Annotated in this window: 13 protein-coding genes and 2 pseudogenes; 8 read left to right on the plus strand and 7 right to left on the minus strand. The window is 69.5% G+C overall.

What is annotated here, in order from left to right; genetic code table 11:
- From deoC to ACFQE0_RS05150, 6 genes are all read right to left on the minus strand, one after another.
- Positions 1-732 carry a deoxyribose-phosphate aldolase gene (gene deoC, locus ACFQE0_RS05125; protein ID WP_378967704.1) on the minus strand — a complete coding sequence of 244 codons (732 nt, stop codon included), beginning with the start codon at positions 730-732 and terminating at the stop codon, positions 1-3.
- Positions 729-1,547 (minus strand): purine-nucleoside phosphorylase, encoded by an 819-nt coding sequence (locus tag ACFQE0_RS05130; RefSeq protein ID WP_378967706.1) that lies wholly within the window; start codon positions 1,545-1,547, stop codon positions 729-731. Before ACFQE0_RS05130 ends, deoC begins: the two co-directional genes overlap by 4 nt.
- The gene (gene cdd, locus ACFQE0_RS05135; RefSeq protein ID WP_378967708.1) at positions 1,544-1,963 is read right to left on the minus strand and encodes a cytidine deaminase; all 420 of its coding nucleotides are present in this window, start codon (positions 1,961-1,963) and stop codon (positions 1,544-1,546) included. The genes ACFQE0_RS05130 and cdd overlap by 4 nt, the downstream gene beginning before the upstream one ends.
- A 42-nt stretch (positions 1,964-2,005) precedes the next feature.
- On the minus strand, positions 2,006-2,752 hold the full coding sequence (locus ACFQE0_RS05140) for an anti-sigma factor family protein (RefSeq protein WP_378967710.1): 747 nt from the start codon (positions 2,750-2,752) through the stop codon (positions 2,006-2,008).
- A gap of 78 nt (positions 2,753-2,830) precedes the next feature.
- Positions 2,831-3,427 carry a sigma-70 family RNA polymerase sigma factor gene (locus ACFQE0_RS05145; protein ID WP_378967712.1) on the minus strand — a complete coding sequence of 199 codons (597 nt, stop codon included), beginning with the start codon at positions 3,425-3,427 and terminating at the stop codon, positions 2,831-2,833.
- Between the two features lie 53 nt (positions 3,428-3,480).
- Positions 3,481-4,605, minus strand: a complete 1,125-nt coding sequence (locus ACFQE0_RS05150) for a patatin-like phospholipase family protein (RefSeq protein WP_378967714.1) — start codon at positions 4,603-4,605, stop codon at positions 3,481-3,483.
- Positions 4,606-4,844: 239 nt separating this feature from the next.
- On the opposite strand from ACFQE0_RS05150, the pseudogene ACFQE0_RS05155 reads away from it, so the two are divergent.
- Positions 4,845-6,006: pseudogene (locus ACFQE0_RS05155) on the plus strand (iron-containing alcohol dehydrogenase).
- Positions 6,007-6,105: 99 nt separating this feature from the next.
- Here ACFQE0_RS05155 and ACFQE0_RS05160 read toward each other — a convergent pair.
- Complete coding sequence (locus ACFQE0_RS05160) at positions 6,106-7,353, minus strand: ABC transporter substrate-binding protein (protein WP_378967717.1); 1,248 nt, start codon at positions 7,351-7,353, stop codon at positions 6,106-6,108.
- Positions 7,354-7,600: 247 nt separating this feature from the next.
- On the opposite strand from ACFQE0_RS05160, the gene cpaB reads away from it, so the two are divergent.
- The 7 genes and pseudogenes from cpaB to ACFQE0_RS05195 all read left to right on the plus strand — a co-directional run bounded on the left by cpaB (position 7,601) and on the right by ACFQE0_RS05195 (position 15,466).
- A complete protein-coding gene (cpaB, locus tag ACFQE0_RS05165) occupies positions 7,601-8,416 on the plus strand; it encodes a Flp pilus assembly protein CpaB (protein ID WP_378967719.1) in 816 nt (271 codons plus the stop codon).
- A 20-nt stretch (positions 8,417-8,436) separates the two neighbouring features.
- Positions 8,437-9,975: a type II and III secretion system protein family protein gene (locus ACFQE0_RS05170; RefSeq protein ID WP_378975283.1), complete on the plus strand. Its 1,539-nt coding sequence runs from the start codon at positions 8,437-8,439 to the stop codon at positions 9,973-9,975.
- 4 nt (positions 9,976-9,979) lie between these two features.
- The gene (locus ACFQE0_RS05175; protein WP_378967721.1) at positions 9,980-10,720 is read left to right on the plus strand and encodes a CpaD family pilus assembly protein; all 741 of its coding nucleotides are present in this window, start codon (positions 9,980-9,982) and stop codon (positions 10,718-10,720) included.
- A gap of 62 nt (positions 10,721-10,782) precedes the next feature.
- Positions 10,783-12,036 carry an AAA family ATPase gene (locus ACFQE0_RS05180; protein WP_378967723.1) on the plus strand — a complete coding sequence of 418 codons (1,254 nt, stop codon included), beginning with the start codon at positions 10,783-10,785 and terminating at the stop codon, positions 12,034-12,036.
- Between the two features lie 18 nt (positions 12,037-12,054).
- Positions 12,055-13,493: pseudogene (locus ACFQE0_RS05185) on the plus strand (CpaF family protein).
- A 4-nt stretch (positions 13,494-13,497) separates the two neighbouring features.
- Positions 13,498-14,487, plus strand: coding sequence for a type II secretion system F family protein (locus tag ACFQE0_RS05190; RefSeq protein ID WP_378967726.1), 990 nt, complete (start codon positions 13,498-13,500; stop codon positions 14,485-14,487).
- A 10-nt stretch (positions 14,488-14,497) separates the two neighbouring features.
- Positions 14,498-15,466, plus strand: coding sequence for a type II secretion system F family protein (locus ACFQE0_RS05195; protein ID WP_378967728.1), 969 nt, complete (start codon positions 14,498-14,500; stop codon positions 15,464-15,466).
- The last annotated feature ends 3 nt before the right edge of the window (positions 15,467-15,469 follow it).

Genomic DNA, 15,469 nt, shown 5'->3' on the forward strand with positions numbered 1-15,469 from the left:
TCAGTCCTCCCGAGCCTGCATCAGAACGCCGAACAGGCTGCTCGCCCCGAGCCGGAAGGTGGCGGGCCGGGCCCAGGCCGGGCCCATCGCCCGGTCGGCGAGGGCCAAGTAGGTGGCGGCATCCGCGACGCTGCGCAGGCCGCCGGAGATCTTCACCCCCGCCGGGCGGCCCGAGGCTCGGACCGCATCGAGCAGGATGCGCGCGGCCTCCGGCGTCGCCGAGACGGGGCTCTTGCCGGTGGAGGTCTTCAGGAAGTCGGCGCCGGCCGCCAGCGCGAGATCGGCGGCGGCGCGGATCGCGACGGGCGAGCGCAACTCGCCGGTTTCCAGGATCACCTTGAGCAAAGCATCGGGACAGGTCTCACGCACAGCCTCGACGCACTCGCGGGCCACGGCCTCCTCGCCGCGCAGAAAGGCGCGATAGGGCAGAACGAGGTCGATCTCCCCCGCCCCATCGCGAAAAGCCTCGGCGGCATCCTCGGCGGCGCGGGCCGCATCCTCGCCGCCCTCGGGAAAATTGATCACCGTGGCGATACGGATGCCGCTGCCGGAGAGCGCCCGCACGCCCTGCGCGACGAAGGAGGGCCAGACGCAGATCGCCGCCACGTGCCCGGCGCGGGCATCCCGGCACAGGGCATCGACCTTCGTCTGCGTGCAGGTGTCGCTGAGATCGGTGAGGTCGAGAAGGGCGAGCGCCCGTTCGGCGACGGCGCGGGATTCGTCGGTCGTCATGGGGTGTCTCCCGGCTCGGGAAGGGCGGTGGCAAAGGCGCGCACCAGCCGGGCGAGGTCGCCCGACGCAGCGGCGGCCACCGTCTTGGTCTCGGCGTGATGGGGGGCCCCGCCCGCGATGCCGGCGGCAAGGTTCGTCACCGCCGAGATCGCAGCGACCGGCAGGCCGAGAAAGCGGGCGAGAATGGTCTCGGGCACCGTCGACATCCCCACGAGGTCGGCACCGAGGATGCCCGCCATCCGGACCTCGGCGGGAGTCTCGAAGCTCGGGCCGGAGAACCACGCATAGATGCCCTCGGCGAGCGGGATCCCTTCCGCTCGCGCCGCCGCGACGAGGCCGATGCGCAGGGCCGGATCGTAGGCGTCGGTCATCGGGACGAAGCGGGCGTCGCTCGCCTCGCCGATCAGCGGGTTCATGCCCGAGAGATTGATATGGTCGGTGAGCAGGGCGAGGCGGCCCGGCTCCACCTCCGGCCGCAGCGACCCGGCGGCGTTGGTGAGCAGCAGGGCGCGTGCACCCAGATCGCGGGCGCAGGTGAGCGGAACGCGCATCACGGCGGGGTCGCCCGCCTCGTAGGCATGGGCGCGTCCCTCGAAGATCAGGACCGGCCGCCCGGCGATCAGGCCCCGGTGGAGCCGTCCGCGATGGCCGCTGACCCCCGCCCCCGGGAAGCCGGGGATCGCAGCGTAGTCGAGGCTCAGCGGTTCATTGAGCCCGGCGGCCAGCGCCCCGAGGCCGGTGCCGCAGACGATGGCGCAGGCATAGGGTCCGTCGAAACCCGCCTGCCGCAGGGTGGCGAGGGCGGCCTCGCTCACGGCAGGGTTTCCGGGCCGAAGGAGGCCGGAAGCAGGATGTCGAGGGTGTAGCGGGCCAGCGGACCGTCCGGCCCGGCGGCATGGACGGCGACGTCCGGTCCGGCGAATTCACGAATGCGCTGGCGGCAGGCGCCGCATGGCGTGACGGGTACGGTCCCATCGGCGCAGACGAGGATCTCCATGATCCGGCGCCCGCCGCCTGCGATCATCGCAGCGATGGCCCCGGCCTCAGCGCAGGTGCCCACCGGATAGGCCGCGTTCTCGACATTGCAGCCGGAATGGATGGTGCCGGTCTCGTCGCGCAGGGCCGCGCCGACGCTGAACCGGGAATAGGGCGCATAGGCCCGCTCACGGGCGGACAGGGCCGCCTCGAACAGGGCCCGAAGCCCCTCGCCGTCTTCCGATGCCGCCCGCATGGCTCGTGTTTCGCACCAAGCGGGCCGCCCTGTCGAGGGTGCTCAGCCCCCGAGCAGGCTCGCCGCGCGCTGAAGGACGGCGTCCCGCTCGGGGCCGCTGACCGCGTAGGCATTGCCCCCCGCCGTCCAGGCGAAGACCCGGCCCCCGGCGGTGTCGCCGAGCATGGACGGGCCGGAGCGGCCATCGGCCCGTGTGGCAAAGAGGGAGACCTCGCCGAGGGATTCGGCCTCGAAGGAAACCTCGATGCCGGTGCCATGGCGAGAGGGGAAAACCTGGAGGTCGCGCACCCGCCAACCCTCGGGCAGGGGCGGCAGCTCGACGCCGGTCGCCGCGCGGAGACGGTCGCGGTCGTAGGCGGCGGCATCGGCCGCCGTCGTGGCGCGCAGCAGGGCGACGGCACGGGCCTGCCGCGCATCCTCCACGAGGCTGGCATCGACCGTGGAGGCCAGGGTATCGGGCACGCCGAAGCGGCCGATTTCGTCATGGGCGAGCCAGCCGGCGCCGACCAGCACGACGATGGCCGCCGCCCGCTTCATCCGCGAGGCGACGCGGCCCCAGCGGAGCGAGCGGTCGAGGCGCCGCGCCAGGGCGACGTTGCGGTCGGGCCCCGGCCCCATCCGCTCACGGAAACTGGCGCGCAGGGCATCACGATCATGGAAATCGGCCATGACGCGGGCGGCAGCCTCGGGATGGGCCGCCAGATGCGCCTCCACCTCAAGGCGGCGCATCGGGTCGAGCCGCTCGTCGACGAAGGCGATGAGATCGCTGTCTGTGATCGGATCGATCATCGGTGGCTTCCTTACGGTGTCCGGCGGCTCGTCTCGGATGACGGGCTTCCGGGAATGGGGCGGCGGAGCGCCCCCAGATCACGAATCGCCTGCGGCGCGCCGGGGCGTGCCGTTGCCGGACACGAGCCTCAGGGGCGGCCGGGGAATCCGGGTGGCGCTCGGCGCATCGTCCGTTTCGCGCCCGGGTCGCGCACCTTCCTCGAAGGCGCGCAGGGCGGCGCGACCGCGGCCGAGCCGCGACATCAGCGTGCCGATCGGAATGCCGAGGACCGCCGCCGCATCGGCATAGGCCATGCCCTCGATGGTCACGAGGTGAAGCGCAGCGCGCTGCTCCTCGGGCAAGGTGGCGAAGGCTTCGCGGATCTGCGCAAGCCGCACTTGGCCCTCCTGGGCGGGCGGGCTCGTTTCATCATGCATCCGCACGAGGGCGTCGGCATGGCGCACCTCAACTTGGCGGCGGCGCTGCTCGTCGATGAAGACGTTGTGCAGCACCGTCATCATCCAGGTGCGCAGGTTGGTGTTGGGACGCAACGTCCCCTTCGCCTCGAGCGCACGCACCAGGGTGTCGTGAACGAGGTCGTCGGCCCGCAGGGCATCCCGTGTCAGGGCACGGGCATAGCGCCGGAGCGGCACCAGCAGGTCGACGATGTCCGGGATGGCATTCTCATCGCGCATGGACAGTGAACGCCCGGGGCGGCCGGATTAATCCCGGCCGGGTCGCCGCCAGACTATTGATAGGCCTGCTGCAGGTCGATGGTGCAGCGATGCCCGACCTGATCCAGATGCTCGCCGAGCCAAGCCTGGGCGGCTGCGCGGCCCTTGTCGCGCAGGCGGCAGAAGACCTTCCAGCGGGCATCGAGCTTGGAGGCGGCGTTGTAATCCTCCAGCGCGTCGGTGCCATCGATCCGGTGGATCAGCACGCGCTCGTAGCCGTTGCGGGCGAGCGTACCTTCCTCGATCAGGCCGTCGATGAAGTCGATGGCGCGCAATTCGCGCATCAGGTTGGCGTTGAAGGTGATCTCGTTCAGGCGGTCGCGGATCTCGGATTCCGTGCGCGGCGTCTCCCGCCGCTCGACGGGATTGATCTGCACGAGCAGGATGTCCCGCGTCTGCGCCCCCCGGTAGAGCGGATAGAGCGGCGGATTGCCGAGATAGCCACCGTCCCAATAGGGCACGCCGTCGATCTCCACTGCCTGGAACACGGTGGGGAGGCAGGCCGAGGCCATCAGGTGATCGACCGTGAGCGCGTCGCGCTCGAACACGGCGAGCTTGCCGGTCCAGACATTGGTGGCCGACACGAACAGGCCAGCCGTCTGCGAGTCACGCAGGCGTTCGAAATCAACCTGCGCCGCCAGCGCCTTGCGCAGTGGATTGATGTTGAGCGGATTCGAGACGTAGGGGCTCGGCGTCAGCGCCTTGGCCCAGAACTCGGCGATGGGGTTGCCCTTCCAGAAATTCAGCAAGCCCGAGACGAACTGGCGCTGCGTCGGCCCGAGATCGCCATCGAGGCTCACCTCGCGCCAGAATTGCTCGAGCCCCTCGCGGGCGCCGTCCGGCCCACCCTTCAGCCAACCATCGACCATGACGACGGCGTTCATCGCCCCGGCGCTCGCCCCCGTCAGCGCCTCGAAGCCGAGCCGCCCGTCCTCAATCAGCGCGTCGAGCACACCCCAGGTGAAGGAGCCGTGCGCGCCGCCGCCTTGAAGGGCCAGCGCCACCGTCTTCTCCGTTTTGGGCCCGGCCAGCACCTGACCCGCGAACCGGGCGGTGGCGGGTCCCACCGCGTCCGAGGCATGCTCTGGCACGGCCGTGGCGGGGTTATGGGGCTCTGATCCGTGGGGATGCTCGCTCATGTCGGCCTCCTGTCTCGAAATGGGAAGATCGGCAGTATGCGGGACCGTCGCAACGCTCGTTTTTGCAATGCAGCAATCCGCCTTCGAACGCGCGGCGGTGGAAGCGGTTCAGCCGGAGGCGTGCGCAAGGACACAGGTGAAGCCCTCATCCTGTCAGCCTTCCCGGTTCCGCCCGGCCCGCGGGACGCCTAAGAAAACAGACGGATGGACCCGCTCGAGCGGGCCGCATGGAGAATCCCATGGTCGCCTCGATCGCCCTGCCCCGGCTCATGCGCGTCGGCGCCGGCGCCTCCCGGCTGCTTCCGGAGGTGCTCGGCCAGCTCGGCCTGTCGCGCCCCTTCGTCGTCACCGATCCTTTCCTCGCCGGCAACGGCGCGGCGACGACCCTGACGGAACGGCTGGCTGCGGCCGGGATGAAGGCACGGATCTTCTCCGAGACGGTGCCGGATCCGACGGTCACTTCCGTCGACGCAGCGCTCGCCGCCCTGCAGGCGGGCGACCATGACTGCGTCGTCGGCTTTGGTGGCGGCTCGCCGATGGATACGGCGAAGGCCGTGGCGGTGCTCGCCCGCCACGGCGGCCCGATGCGCCGCTACAAGGCGCCCCACCTGCAGGACGAGGCCGGCCTGCCCATCGTCGCCATCCCGACCACGGCAGGCACGGGTTCCGAGGCGACGCGCTTCACCATCGTCACCGACGAGTCGAGCGACGAGAAGATGCTCTGTATCGGCCTCGCCTACCTGCCGGTGGCGGCCCTGGTCGATTACGAACTGACCCTCACAAAGCCAAAGCGGCTGACGGCGGATACGGGCATCGACGCCCTCACCCACGCCATCGAGGCTTATGTCTCACGCCGGTCGAATATCTTCTCGGACGGGCTCGCCCTTCAGGCCATGGGGCTGATCGCCCCGAACCTCCGCCGGGTCTGGACCGATCCCGGCGATCGCGCCGCCCGCGAGGCGATGATGCTCGGCGCGATGCAGGCCGGCATCGCCTTTTCGAACGCCTCCGTCGCCCTGGTCCATGGGATGAGCCGCCCGATCGGCGCGCATTTCCACGTGGCCCATGGCCTGTCGAACGCGATGCTTCTGCCCGCCGTCACGGCCTTCTCGGCGCCGGGGGCGGTCGCCCGCTACGCCGCCTGCGCCCGGGCGATGGGCGTGAAATGCGGCGCAAGCGACGAGGCTGCGGTGGAAGCCCTGGTGAACGAGCCTGCGCGCCCTGAACGACGACCTCGACGTGCCGAGCCCGCAGGAATACGGCCTCGACGCGGCGAAGTGGGAGAAGCTGATCCCGACCATGGCCGAACAGGCCCTCGCCTCCGGCTCGCCGGGCAACAACCCGCGCGTGCCGGACGCTGAGGAGATCGCGGTTCTGTACCGGGAGGTTTGGGCCGGGTAGGCGTCCGGTCCGATCAGCTCGCCGTTCCGGCACCGCGACGCGCAAATCCGAAACGAGGAGGTGAGAGGGCCAGTGTAAGACTGGCCCTCTGAAGACCTTCTACTTCCCCGCTACCATCGGGCACCCGCTTTCGGCTTCCGAGGCGTAGGCTTCCTTGCCGGGGATGGTGGAGACGAGCTTGTAGAGATCCCACTCGCCCTTCGAATCGGCGGGCTTCTTGATCTCGAACAGGTACATGTCGTGCACCATCAGGCCCGTCTGCTGGACGTGGCCGTTATGGGTGAACACGTCGTCCACCGGCAGCGACTTCAACTTGGCGTTGACCGCGTCGGTCTCGTCCGTGCCCGCCGCCTTCACCGCCTTGAGGTAGGACAACACGGCCGAGTAGGTGCCAGTCTGGACCATGTTCGGCATCCGGTTGGTGCGCTTCATGAAGCGCTGGCCAAAGGCGCGGGTCTCGTCGTTGAGGTCCCAGTACCAGCCCTCGGTGAGGGTCAGGCCCTGGGCCGCCTTGATCCCGAGGCCGTGGACCTCGGACAGGGTGAAGAGCAGGGCGGCGAGCTTCTGGCCGCCATCGGTGATGCCGTATTCGGCCGCCTGCTTGATCGAGTTCGACGTGTCGAGGCCGGCATTGGCGAGCCCGATCACCTGGGCCTTCGACCCTTGAGCCTGGAGCAGGAAGGACGAGAAGTCCTGGCCCGACAGGGGATGGCGCACGGAGCCCACCACCTTGCCGCCATTGGCCTTCACCACGGCGGTGGTGTCGTTCTCGAGCGCGGTGCCGAACGCGTAGTCGGCGGTGAGGAAGAACCACGTCTTGCCCCCCGCCCGCGTCAGGGCCCCGCCCGTGCCGACGGCGAGCGCATGGGTGTCGTAGGCCCAATGGTAGCCGTAGGGCGTGCAGGCCTTGCCGGTGAGGTCGCTGGAGGCGGCCCCGGTGGTGATGGTGATCTTCTTCTTCTCCTTGGAGAGGCCTTGCACCGCCAGCGCCACCGAGGAGGTCGTCAACTCCATGATCGCATCGACGCCGTCGCGGTCGTACCATTGCCGCGCGATGGCCGAGGCGATGTCGGGCTTGTTCTGGTGGTCGGCGGAAACGATCTCGATCGGCACGCCGCCGACTTTTCCGCCCATGTCCTCGACGGCCATCTTCGCAGCCTCGACGGAGCCTGCCCCACCGAATTCGGCGTAGAGGCCGGACTGATCGTTGAGGATGCCGATCTTCACGACATTGCCCGAATAGGCTCCCTGCGCCGCGGCCGGAGCCTGTGCCACGGCGGAACCCGAACCGAGCACCGAACCCGCGAGGGCGGCTGCGAAAGTCGCGCCGCCGATACCCTTCACCATGCGTCTCATCCCATCGTTCTGATCGCCCCGGCCTGCTGACGGGCCGGGTAGAGCGAAAGGATAGGCCAAGCCTCGGGAGGGCGCCACGGCGGCAACCGCGCATGTGTGACGGTTTGCGACACCTCTCGCGCGGTATTCGGATGCCTCGGTCAATAAGACTTAACCATGTTTACACCAATCCGGCGCAACTCTCGGTCATGTTCGCCGACCCGGCGTCCCCTTGATTCCAGGTTCGACCGGAAGCCCGATGAAACCCGCCCGCCTCGCCGTCCTCGGCATCGCCCTCCTCGCGGGCAGCGGGGCCGCCTACCTGATGGGAGGCAGCCCCCCGCCTCCGCCCCCGCCGCCGGAGAAGGTGGTGCAGGCGCCCCCGCCGCCGGTCAGCGACGTGCTCGTGGCCGCCGCCGACGAGCCGATGGGGCAGGTGCTCCAGGCCGCCGACCTGCGCTGGCAACCCTGGCCGGATTCGGCCCTCTCGCCCGGTTTCGTCACGCGGAAGGACCATCCCAACGCCCTCGAAACGACCATCGGCGCCACGGTGCGCTCGGCCTTTCTGGCGGGTGAGCCGATCCGCGCCCAGAAGCTGGTCCGCCCCGAGAGCGGCTTCATGGCCGCGATCCTGCCCGCCGGGATGCGGGCGGTGGCCATCGTCACCGACAGCCGTGGCACCAACTCGGCGGGCGGCTTCATCCTGCCCAACGACCGGGTGGACGTGATCCGCACCTACCGCGACGACACCGCCTCCAAGAATTCGGGGACGGATGTCCAGCTCTCGCAGACGATCCTGCGGGACATCCGGGTACTGGCCGTGGGCCAGCTCATCCAGGAAAAGAACGGCACCAACGTCGTCACGGGCGAGACGGCGACCCTCGCCCTCACTCCCGCCCAGGCGGAGACGGTGACCCTCGCCCAGAAGATCGGCTCGCTCTCCCTGGCCCTGCGCAGCCTCGCCGATGCCGGGCATAGCCAGGACACCGCTTCGGCCGCCCCCGAGGAACAGCCCGCCGTCGATCCGGGCCTGACCGTGGTGCGCTTCGGCATCGCCCGCCAGCACACGCCGTGAGCGCCATGAAAGCCAGCCTCATGCCCTCTCGCCTCGCTCAACGCCGCCTCGGCGCCCTGGCCCTCGCCGCCCTCGCCGCCGTGCCCGGCCCGGCCAGCGCGCAATTGCGCGGCTCGCAGGATCGCGGATCCGTCGGCCCCGCCCCGGTCGTCACCGTCGGCGTGGCGGAGGCCAACACCAGCCGACGGGTCGAACTGACCGCCGGCCGCTCGATCATCGTCGACCTGCCGCGGGACGCCAAGGAGGTGTTCGTCGCCAACCCCGCCGTGGCCAACGCGGTGGTGCGCTCGACCCGCAAGGTGTTCGTGATCGGCATGGCCGATGGCGCCACCACGATCTTCATCATGGATGCGGAGGGCCGCCAGATCGCCGCCCTCGACGTGACGGTCGCCCGCGACCTGAACCTCTCCACCCTGCGCGATCTGCTGATGCAGAGCATCCCGAACGGCAAGTTCGATGTGCGCTCCTCCGGCGCCTCGGTCCTGCTCTCGGGCTCGGTCGGCTCCTCGGCGGAGGCGCAGCAGGCCATCGACATCTCGAACGCCTTCGTCGGGCTCGGCGGCGGCGGGGCCTCGGGCGGAGGCTCCACCGGCGGCGTCGCGGCGGGCGCGCGCGGCGCGGTGATCAACAACCTCACGATCCGCAACAAGGATCAGGTGATGCTACGCGTCACCGTGATGGAGGTGTCGCGCAACGTCCTGAAGCAGTTCGGGATCAACATGACCGGCAACTGGTCGGCGCTGAACCCGCTCGGCTCGGCCACCGCCCCCGGCTTCGTCAACGCGCTGCCCTTCCCGATCACCGGCGGGACGACGCCGACCGGCAACCAGATCCAGGCCTCGATCCAGGGCGGCGGCTTCTCGCTGCAGGCGACCCTCAAGGCGTTCGAGCAGGCAGGCGTCTCCCGCGTGCTGGCCGAGCCGACCCTGACGGCGATCTCGGGCGAGTCCGCCAAGTTCCTGGCGGGCGGCGAATTCCCCGTGCCCTCCAACGCGTCGAGTTGCGTCGGCGGCATCTGCCCGCCGCCCGGCATCGCCTTCAAGCCCTACGGCGTCGCCCTGAACTTCACCCCCGTGGTGCTGGCGGACAACCGCATCTCCATCCGCGTCGGCACCGACGTGACCGAGATCGATCCCCAGACCAGCTTCAACTACACCAATGACGGCGTCACCACCGCCATCCCCGGCACCCGCGTGCGCCGTTCGGAGACGACGGTCGAGCTGCCCTCCGGCGGCGTGATGATGACGGCGGGCCTGATCCAGCAGGTCAACAAGCAGGCGCTCAGCGGCCTGCCGGGCCTAATCAACCTGCCGATCCTCGGTGCCCTGTTCCGCTCCCGCGACTATCAGCGCCAGGAGACGGAACTGATGATCATGGTCACGCCCTTCATCGCCAAGCCGGTGGAGCCGCGCCAGGTGAGCCGCCCCGACGACAACTTCGTCGACACGCCCGATACCCAGGCCGTGCTGCTCGGCCAGTTCAACCGCCTCTACGGCAAGGTCGGCGCCGCGCCGATCGCTCCCACCTACCGTGGCCGCGTCGGCTTCATCGTCGAGTAGTGCAATGACCGCCTCGCACAGCCCCACCCGGACGCGGCTCTCCCTGCTCTGCGCCTGCGCCCTCGCGGCGCTCGCCGGAGCCTGCAAGGCCGAACCCCCGATCACCACGGGGGCGATCGGCGCATCCGATTACCGCGCGCGTCACCCGATCGTGCTGACGGACGGCGCCCGCAGTCTCGATGTGTTTCCCACCGGCCCCGGCCATCTCGACCCGCGCCAGGCCGACGACGTGGACGCCTTCATGCTCGAATACCGGCGCTACGGCCGGGGCGGGGTGCTGATGGAGGTGCCGCGCGGCCTGCCTCCGGCCCGCGCGGCGGCGACCGAGCGCACCGCCTCCCTGCTGCTGCGCCGGGCGGCGGAGGACGGCGTGCCGCGCGGCACCGTCTCCACCTCGATCTACGCCGCCGCCGCCCCCGGCCTCGCGGCGCCGATCCGCCTGACCTTCACGCGCATGCAGGCCAAGGTGGCTGATGCCTGCGGTACCTGGCCCCAGGATCTCGGCGCCAGCAACTTCTCCTTCGACAACAGCAACCGCCCGGTCTGGAACCTCGGCTGCTCCACGCAGACGATGGTGGCGGCCCAGGTCGCGGACCCGATCGACCTCGTGCGCGGCCGCCCGGAGGGCCGGATCGACAGCGTGCGGCGCATCCGCGACGTCGGCCAGCTGCGCGAAGGCAAGGATCCGTCAACCCAGTGGCGTCAGGATGGTCAGGCATCCGTGAAGTCCCAGGTCGGCAACTGAGTTCTCCGCCGGGGCCGCACGGTTCCGGCGCCACCTTGCGTTTCAACCCCGAGAGTCCCGTGATGGCGGAGCAGAGCGAGACGGCCGAGCGGGTAATCGCCCCGGTTCCCCGGATCACGATCCAGGCCTTCTGCGAATTGTCGGAGACGGCGGCCATGATCGAGGCCGCCGCCGAGGACCGTCGGCTGCAGCGCGCCCGCGTGAAGGTTCGCATGGGCGGCGGCGCGGCGGCGATCGAGGCCTTCCGGCACGCGCCGACCCCGAACGTCATCATCCTCGAGGTGCAGGGCGCCCGCTCGAAGCCGCTGGAATGTCTCGATGCCCTGGCCGAGGTCTGCGACGAGGGCACCCGCGTCGTCGTCATCGGCCATCTCAACGACGTGACGCTCTACCGGCAGCTGCTGCAGCGGGGCGTGTCCGATTATCTGATGGCGCCGGTCGATCCCCTGACGCTGATCGCCTCCATCTCGGAGATGTTCACCGCCGCCGGGGTGAAGCCCATCGGGCGCACCATCTCCGTGTTCGGCGTGCGCGGGGGCATCGGCGCCTCGACCGTGGCGCATAATCTGGCGTGGTCCATCGCGCGCAGCCAGGGCGTGCCGACCGTCATCGCCGATCTCGACATCGCCTTCGGCACCGCCTCCCTGAACTTCAATCAGGATCCGCCACAGGGCATCGCGGAAGCCGTCTTCGCCCCCGAGCGCCTCGACGCCGCCCTGGTGGAGCGGCTGCTCTCGAAGTGCAGCGACAACCTCAGCCTGCTCTCGGCCCCCGCGAGCCTGGACCGGACCATCGACCTCACCGAGCCCGCCTTCGACACGCTGATCGAGCACCTGCGGGCGACGGTACCCTGCCTCGTCCTCGACGTGCCGCACCAGTGGAACGCCTGGACGAAGCGCGTGCTGGCCGCCTCCGACGAGATCCTCGTCGTCGCCGGGCCGGACCTCGCCTCCCTGCGCAACGCCAAGAACCTGCTCGGCGCCCTCAAGCACGGCCGTCCCAACGACGCGCCGCCGCGCGTGCTGCTGAACGGCAGCGGCATGGCCAAGCGGCCGGAGATCGGCGCCACCGAGTTCGCCAAGGCCCTCGACGTCCCGCTGGCGGCGACCATTCCCTTCGATCCGGCCCTGTTCGGCACCGCCGCCAACAACGGCCAGATGATCGCCGAGGTGCAGCCCGGCTCGAAGGTGGCCGAGCTGTTCAACGATCTCGCCGCCGCCGCCATCGGTCGGGTGGAGACGCGGCGCAAGAGCGGGGGCGCGAGCCTGCTCGAGCCGTTGCTCGCCAAGCTCGCCGCCCGCCGCAAGGCCTCGTGATGCGGGTCCGCAACGATCATGTTCGGTAGACGGCAATCCGGTTCCGCGCCCACGCCTCCGCCCATCCCGCAGGCGCGGACGCTGCAGCAGCCCGCCCCCGCGCCATCACCCGCGCGAGAGGCGCCCCCGCCGGCGCGCGCTCCGGCCCCGATCGTGGTCGAGGCCCCGCGCTCGGACGAATATTACCGCACCAAGAGCCTGATCTTCGGCGCCCTCATCGAGGCGATCGACCTCACGCAGCTCGCCCATCTCGATGCGGAGACCGCGCGCGAGGAAATCCGCGACATCGTCACGGAGATCATCGGGCTCAAGAACATCGTCCTGTCGATCTCCGAGCAGGAGGAACTGCTCGACGATATCTGCAACGACGTGCTTGGCTACGGCCCGCTCGAGCCGCTGCTGGCGCGGGACGACATCGCCGACATCATGGTCAACGGTGCGGGCCGGACCTTCATCGAAGTCGCGGGCAAGATCCAGCTCACCAGCGTGCGGTTCCGCGACAACCAGCAGCTGATGAACATCTGCCAACGCATCGTCAGCCAGGTCGGCCGACGGGTCGACGACGCCTCGCCGATCTGTGACGCGCGCCTGCCCGACGGCTCCCGCGTCAACGTCATCGCCCCGCCGCTGGCCATCGACGGCCCGGCCCTCACGATCCGTAAGTTCAAGAAGGACAAGCTCACCCTCGACCAGCTCGTCCGCTTCGGCGCGATCTCGCCGGAGGGCGCCGAGGTTCTGAAGGTCATCGGCCAGTCGCGCTGCAACGTCGTCATCTCCGGCGGCACCGGCTCCGGCAAGACGACGCTGCTGAACTGCCTGACCGCCTATATCGAGCACGACGAGCGCGTCATCACCTGCGAGGACGCGGCGGAACTGCAATTGCAGCAGCCGCACGTGGTGCGCCTGGAAACCCGCCCCCCAACATGGAGGGTCAGGGGCAGGTGACGATGCGCGACCTCGTCAAGAACTGCCTGCGTATGCGGCCCGAGCGGATCATCGTCGGCGAGGTGCGCGGCCCGGAGGCGTTCGATCTCCTCCAGGCCATGAATACCGGCCACGACGGCTCGATGGGCACGCTGCACGCCAACAGCCCGCGCGAGTGCCTGTCGCGTATCGAATCGATGATCTCCATGGGCGGGTTCACCCTGCCCTCACGGACGCTGCGCGAGATGATCTGCGGCTCGATCGACGTGATCGTCCAGGCGACCCGCCTGCGCGACGGCTCGCGCCGCATCACTCACATCACCGAAGTGCTGGGGATGGAGGGCGAGGTCATCACCACCCAGGATATCTTCCTCTACGATATCCTCGGGGAGGACGCGAACGGCAAGATCATCGGCCGCCATCGCTCCACGGGCGTGGGCCGCCCGCGCTTCTGGGAGCGCGCCCGCTATTACGGCCTCGAAGGCCGCCTCGGCGCGGCGCTCGACGCCTCCGAAGTCGTCGAAGGGGCATGAGGCCATGCCCGATCTCGATTCGCTCTTTCCCGGACTGCCCGTCGCCGCAGGGCTCGCGGGGCTCGCCATCGCCCTCCTGACCTATGCCGCGATCATCGCCCTGATGCCGGGGCAGCGGCGGGCGGGCAAGCGCCTGAAGGTCATCGCCGTCGCCCCCGTGACGGCGGCGGGCCGGTCCGTCAACGTCAACCGGCGCGATCAGGTCGCCAAGACGCTGGGCGAGATCGAGGCCAAGGCCAAGGGCGCGACCAAGGTCACGCTGGAACTGAAGCTCGCCCGCGCGGGGCTCGACTGGACGCCGAAGACCTACTGGACCTATTCCGGCGTCTTCGGCGTGATCGTCGGCTTCATGCTGTTCCTGCTGACGGACAGCCCGTTCGCGGCGTTGGGCGGCGTGTTCTTCGGTGCGTTCGGCCTGCCGCCCTTCCTGCTACGTCACCTGCGCCTGCGCCGGATCGCGAAGTTCAACAAGGAACTGCCCAACGCCGTCGACGTGGTGGTGCGCGGCATCAAGACCGGCATCCCGGTCGGCGATTGCTTCCGCATGGTCTCCCGCGAGGCGGAGGAGCCCCTGCGCGGGGAATTCCGCACCGTGGTGGAGACGCAGGCCCTCGGCCTCTCGCTCGGCGACGCGGTGTCCCGCCTGCACGAGCGGGTGCCGACGGCCGAGGTGAACTTCTTCTCGATCGTCATCAACATCCAGCAGCAATCGGGCGGCAACCTCTCCGAGGCGCTGAACAACCTATCGCGGGTGCTGCGCGACCGGGCCAAGATGCGCGGCAAGATCCAGGCGATGAGCATGGAGGCCAAGGCCTCCGCCTCGATCATCGCGGCCCTGCCCTTCGGCGTGGCGGGCATCACCACGCTGACGAGCCCGGACTACATCTCGCTGCTCTGGACGACCGACGCCGGCAAGATCGCCCTGGTGGGCTCGGCGATCTGGATGACCATGGGCATCCTGGTCATCAAGAAGATGATCGCCTTCGAAATCTGACGGGGACGGCATGGTCGAGGAGATCGCGGCAAAGCTGTTCGATCCGCGCTTCGTGGGCAGCGCGCTGGCGGCCATCGCCGCCGCGGCCACAGCCTTCGCCGTGGCGCAGCCCTTCCTGGAGCCAGACAAGCTCGGCAAACGGATGAAGCTCGTGAGCGACGAGCGCGAGATCATCCGCCGCCGCGAGCGCGAGAAGCTGACCACCAAGGGCAGCCTGCGCACCGAGCCCAAGGCGTACATGAAGGAGATCGTGGAGCGGTACAATCTGCGCCGCTGGCTCGGCACGGACACCGCCAAACGCAAGCTCCTGATGGCGGGCTATCGCGGCCAGGGCGCGGAAACCGCCTTCCTGTTCTTCCGCCTCGTGACACCGGTGGGCGCCAGCATCCTCGCGATCTTCTACCTGTTCATCCTGGAGGCGGTCGACGTCTCATTCCTGACCCGCGTCGCCATGACGATCGGCGCGGCGTTCATGGGCATTAAGGCCCCGGAACTGTTCCTCGTGAACGCCGCCAAGAAGCGCCAGACCGAGATCCGCAAGGCATGGCCCGACGCCCTCGACCTGACGCTGATCTGCGTCGAATCTGGCATGGCGATCGAGAACGCCTTCCGGAAGGTGAGCACCGAGATCGCGGTCTCGTCCGTCGTGCTCGCCGAGGAGCTGGCGGTGATGGTGGCCGAGATGTCGTTCCTGCCGGACCGGCGCCAGGCCTACGAGAACCTCGTGATGCGTACCGGCCTGGAGCCGGTGAAGTCGGTGGCCATCGCCCTCAGCCAGGCGGAGCGATACGGCACGCCCGTGGGTCAGGCCCTGCGCGTGCTCGCGCAGGAAAGCCGCGACGCGCGCATGATCGAGGCCGAGAAGAAGGCCGCCGCCCTGCCGCCCAAGCTGACGGTGCCGATGATCCTGTTCTTCCTGCCGGTGCTCTTCGTGGTGATCATCACCCCGGCGGTGATCCAGATCATGCGCACACAGTAAGGG

The sequence above is a fragment of the Methylobacterium komagatae genome, from assembly GCF_042661665.1.
Lineage (GTDB): Bacteria > Pseudomonadota > Alphaproteobacteria > Rhizobiales > Beijerinckiaceae > Methylobacterium > Methylobacterium komagatae.

Bases quoted from the DNA above. Each gene is read 5' to 3' on its own strand.
- ACFQE0_RS05140 (WP_378967710.1), bottom strand. From the start codon at position 2,752: ATGATCGATCCGATCACAGACAGCGATCTCATCGCCTTCGTCGACGAG.
- ACFQE0_RS05170 (WP_378975283.1), top strand. From the start codon at position 8,437: ATGCCCTCTCGCCTCGCTCAACGCCGCCTCGGCGCCCTGGCCCTCGCC.
- ACFQE0_RS05145 (WP_378967712.1), bottom strand. From the start codon at position 3,427: ATGCGCGATGAGAATGCCATCCCGGACATCGTCGACCTGCTGGTGCCG.
- ACFQE0_RS05180 (WP_378967723.1), top strand. From the start codon at position 10,783: ATGGCGGAGCAGAGCGAGACGGCCGAGCGGGTAATCGCCCCGGTTCCC.
- deoC (WP_378967704.1), bottom strand. From the start codon at position 732: ATGACGACCGACGAATCCCGCGCCGTCGCCGAACGGGCGCTCGCCCTT.
- ACFQE0_RS05195 (WP_378967728.1), top strand. From the start codon at position 14,498: ATGGTCGAGGAGATCGCGGCAAAGCTGTTCGATCCGCGCTTCGTGGGC.
- ACFQE0_RS05150 (WP_378967714.1), bottom strand. From the start codon at position 4,605: ATGAGCGAGCATCCCCACGGATCAGAGCCCCATAACCCCGCCACGGCC.
- cpaB (WP_378967719.1), top strand. From the start codon at position 7,601: ATGAAACCCGCCCGCCTCGCCGTCCTCGGCATCGCCCTCCTCGCGGGC.
- ACFQE0_RS05160 (WP_378967717.1), bottom strand. From the start codon at position 7,353: ATGGTGAAGGGTATCGGCGGCGCGACTTTCGCAGCCGCCCTCGCGGGT.
- ACFQE0_RS05175 (WP_378967721.1), top strand. From the start codon at position 9,980: ATGACCGCCTCGCACAGCCCCACCCGGACGCGGCTCTCCCTGCTCTGC.
- cdd (WP_378967708.1), bottom strand. From the start codon at position 1,963: ATGCGGGCGGCATCGGAAGACGGCGAGGGGCTTCGGGCCCTGTTCGAG.
- ACFQE0_RS05190 (WP_378967726.1), top strand. From the start codon at position 13,498: ATGCCCGATCTCGATTCGCTCTTTCCCGGACTGCCCGTCGCCGCAGGG.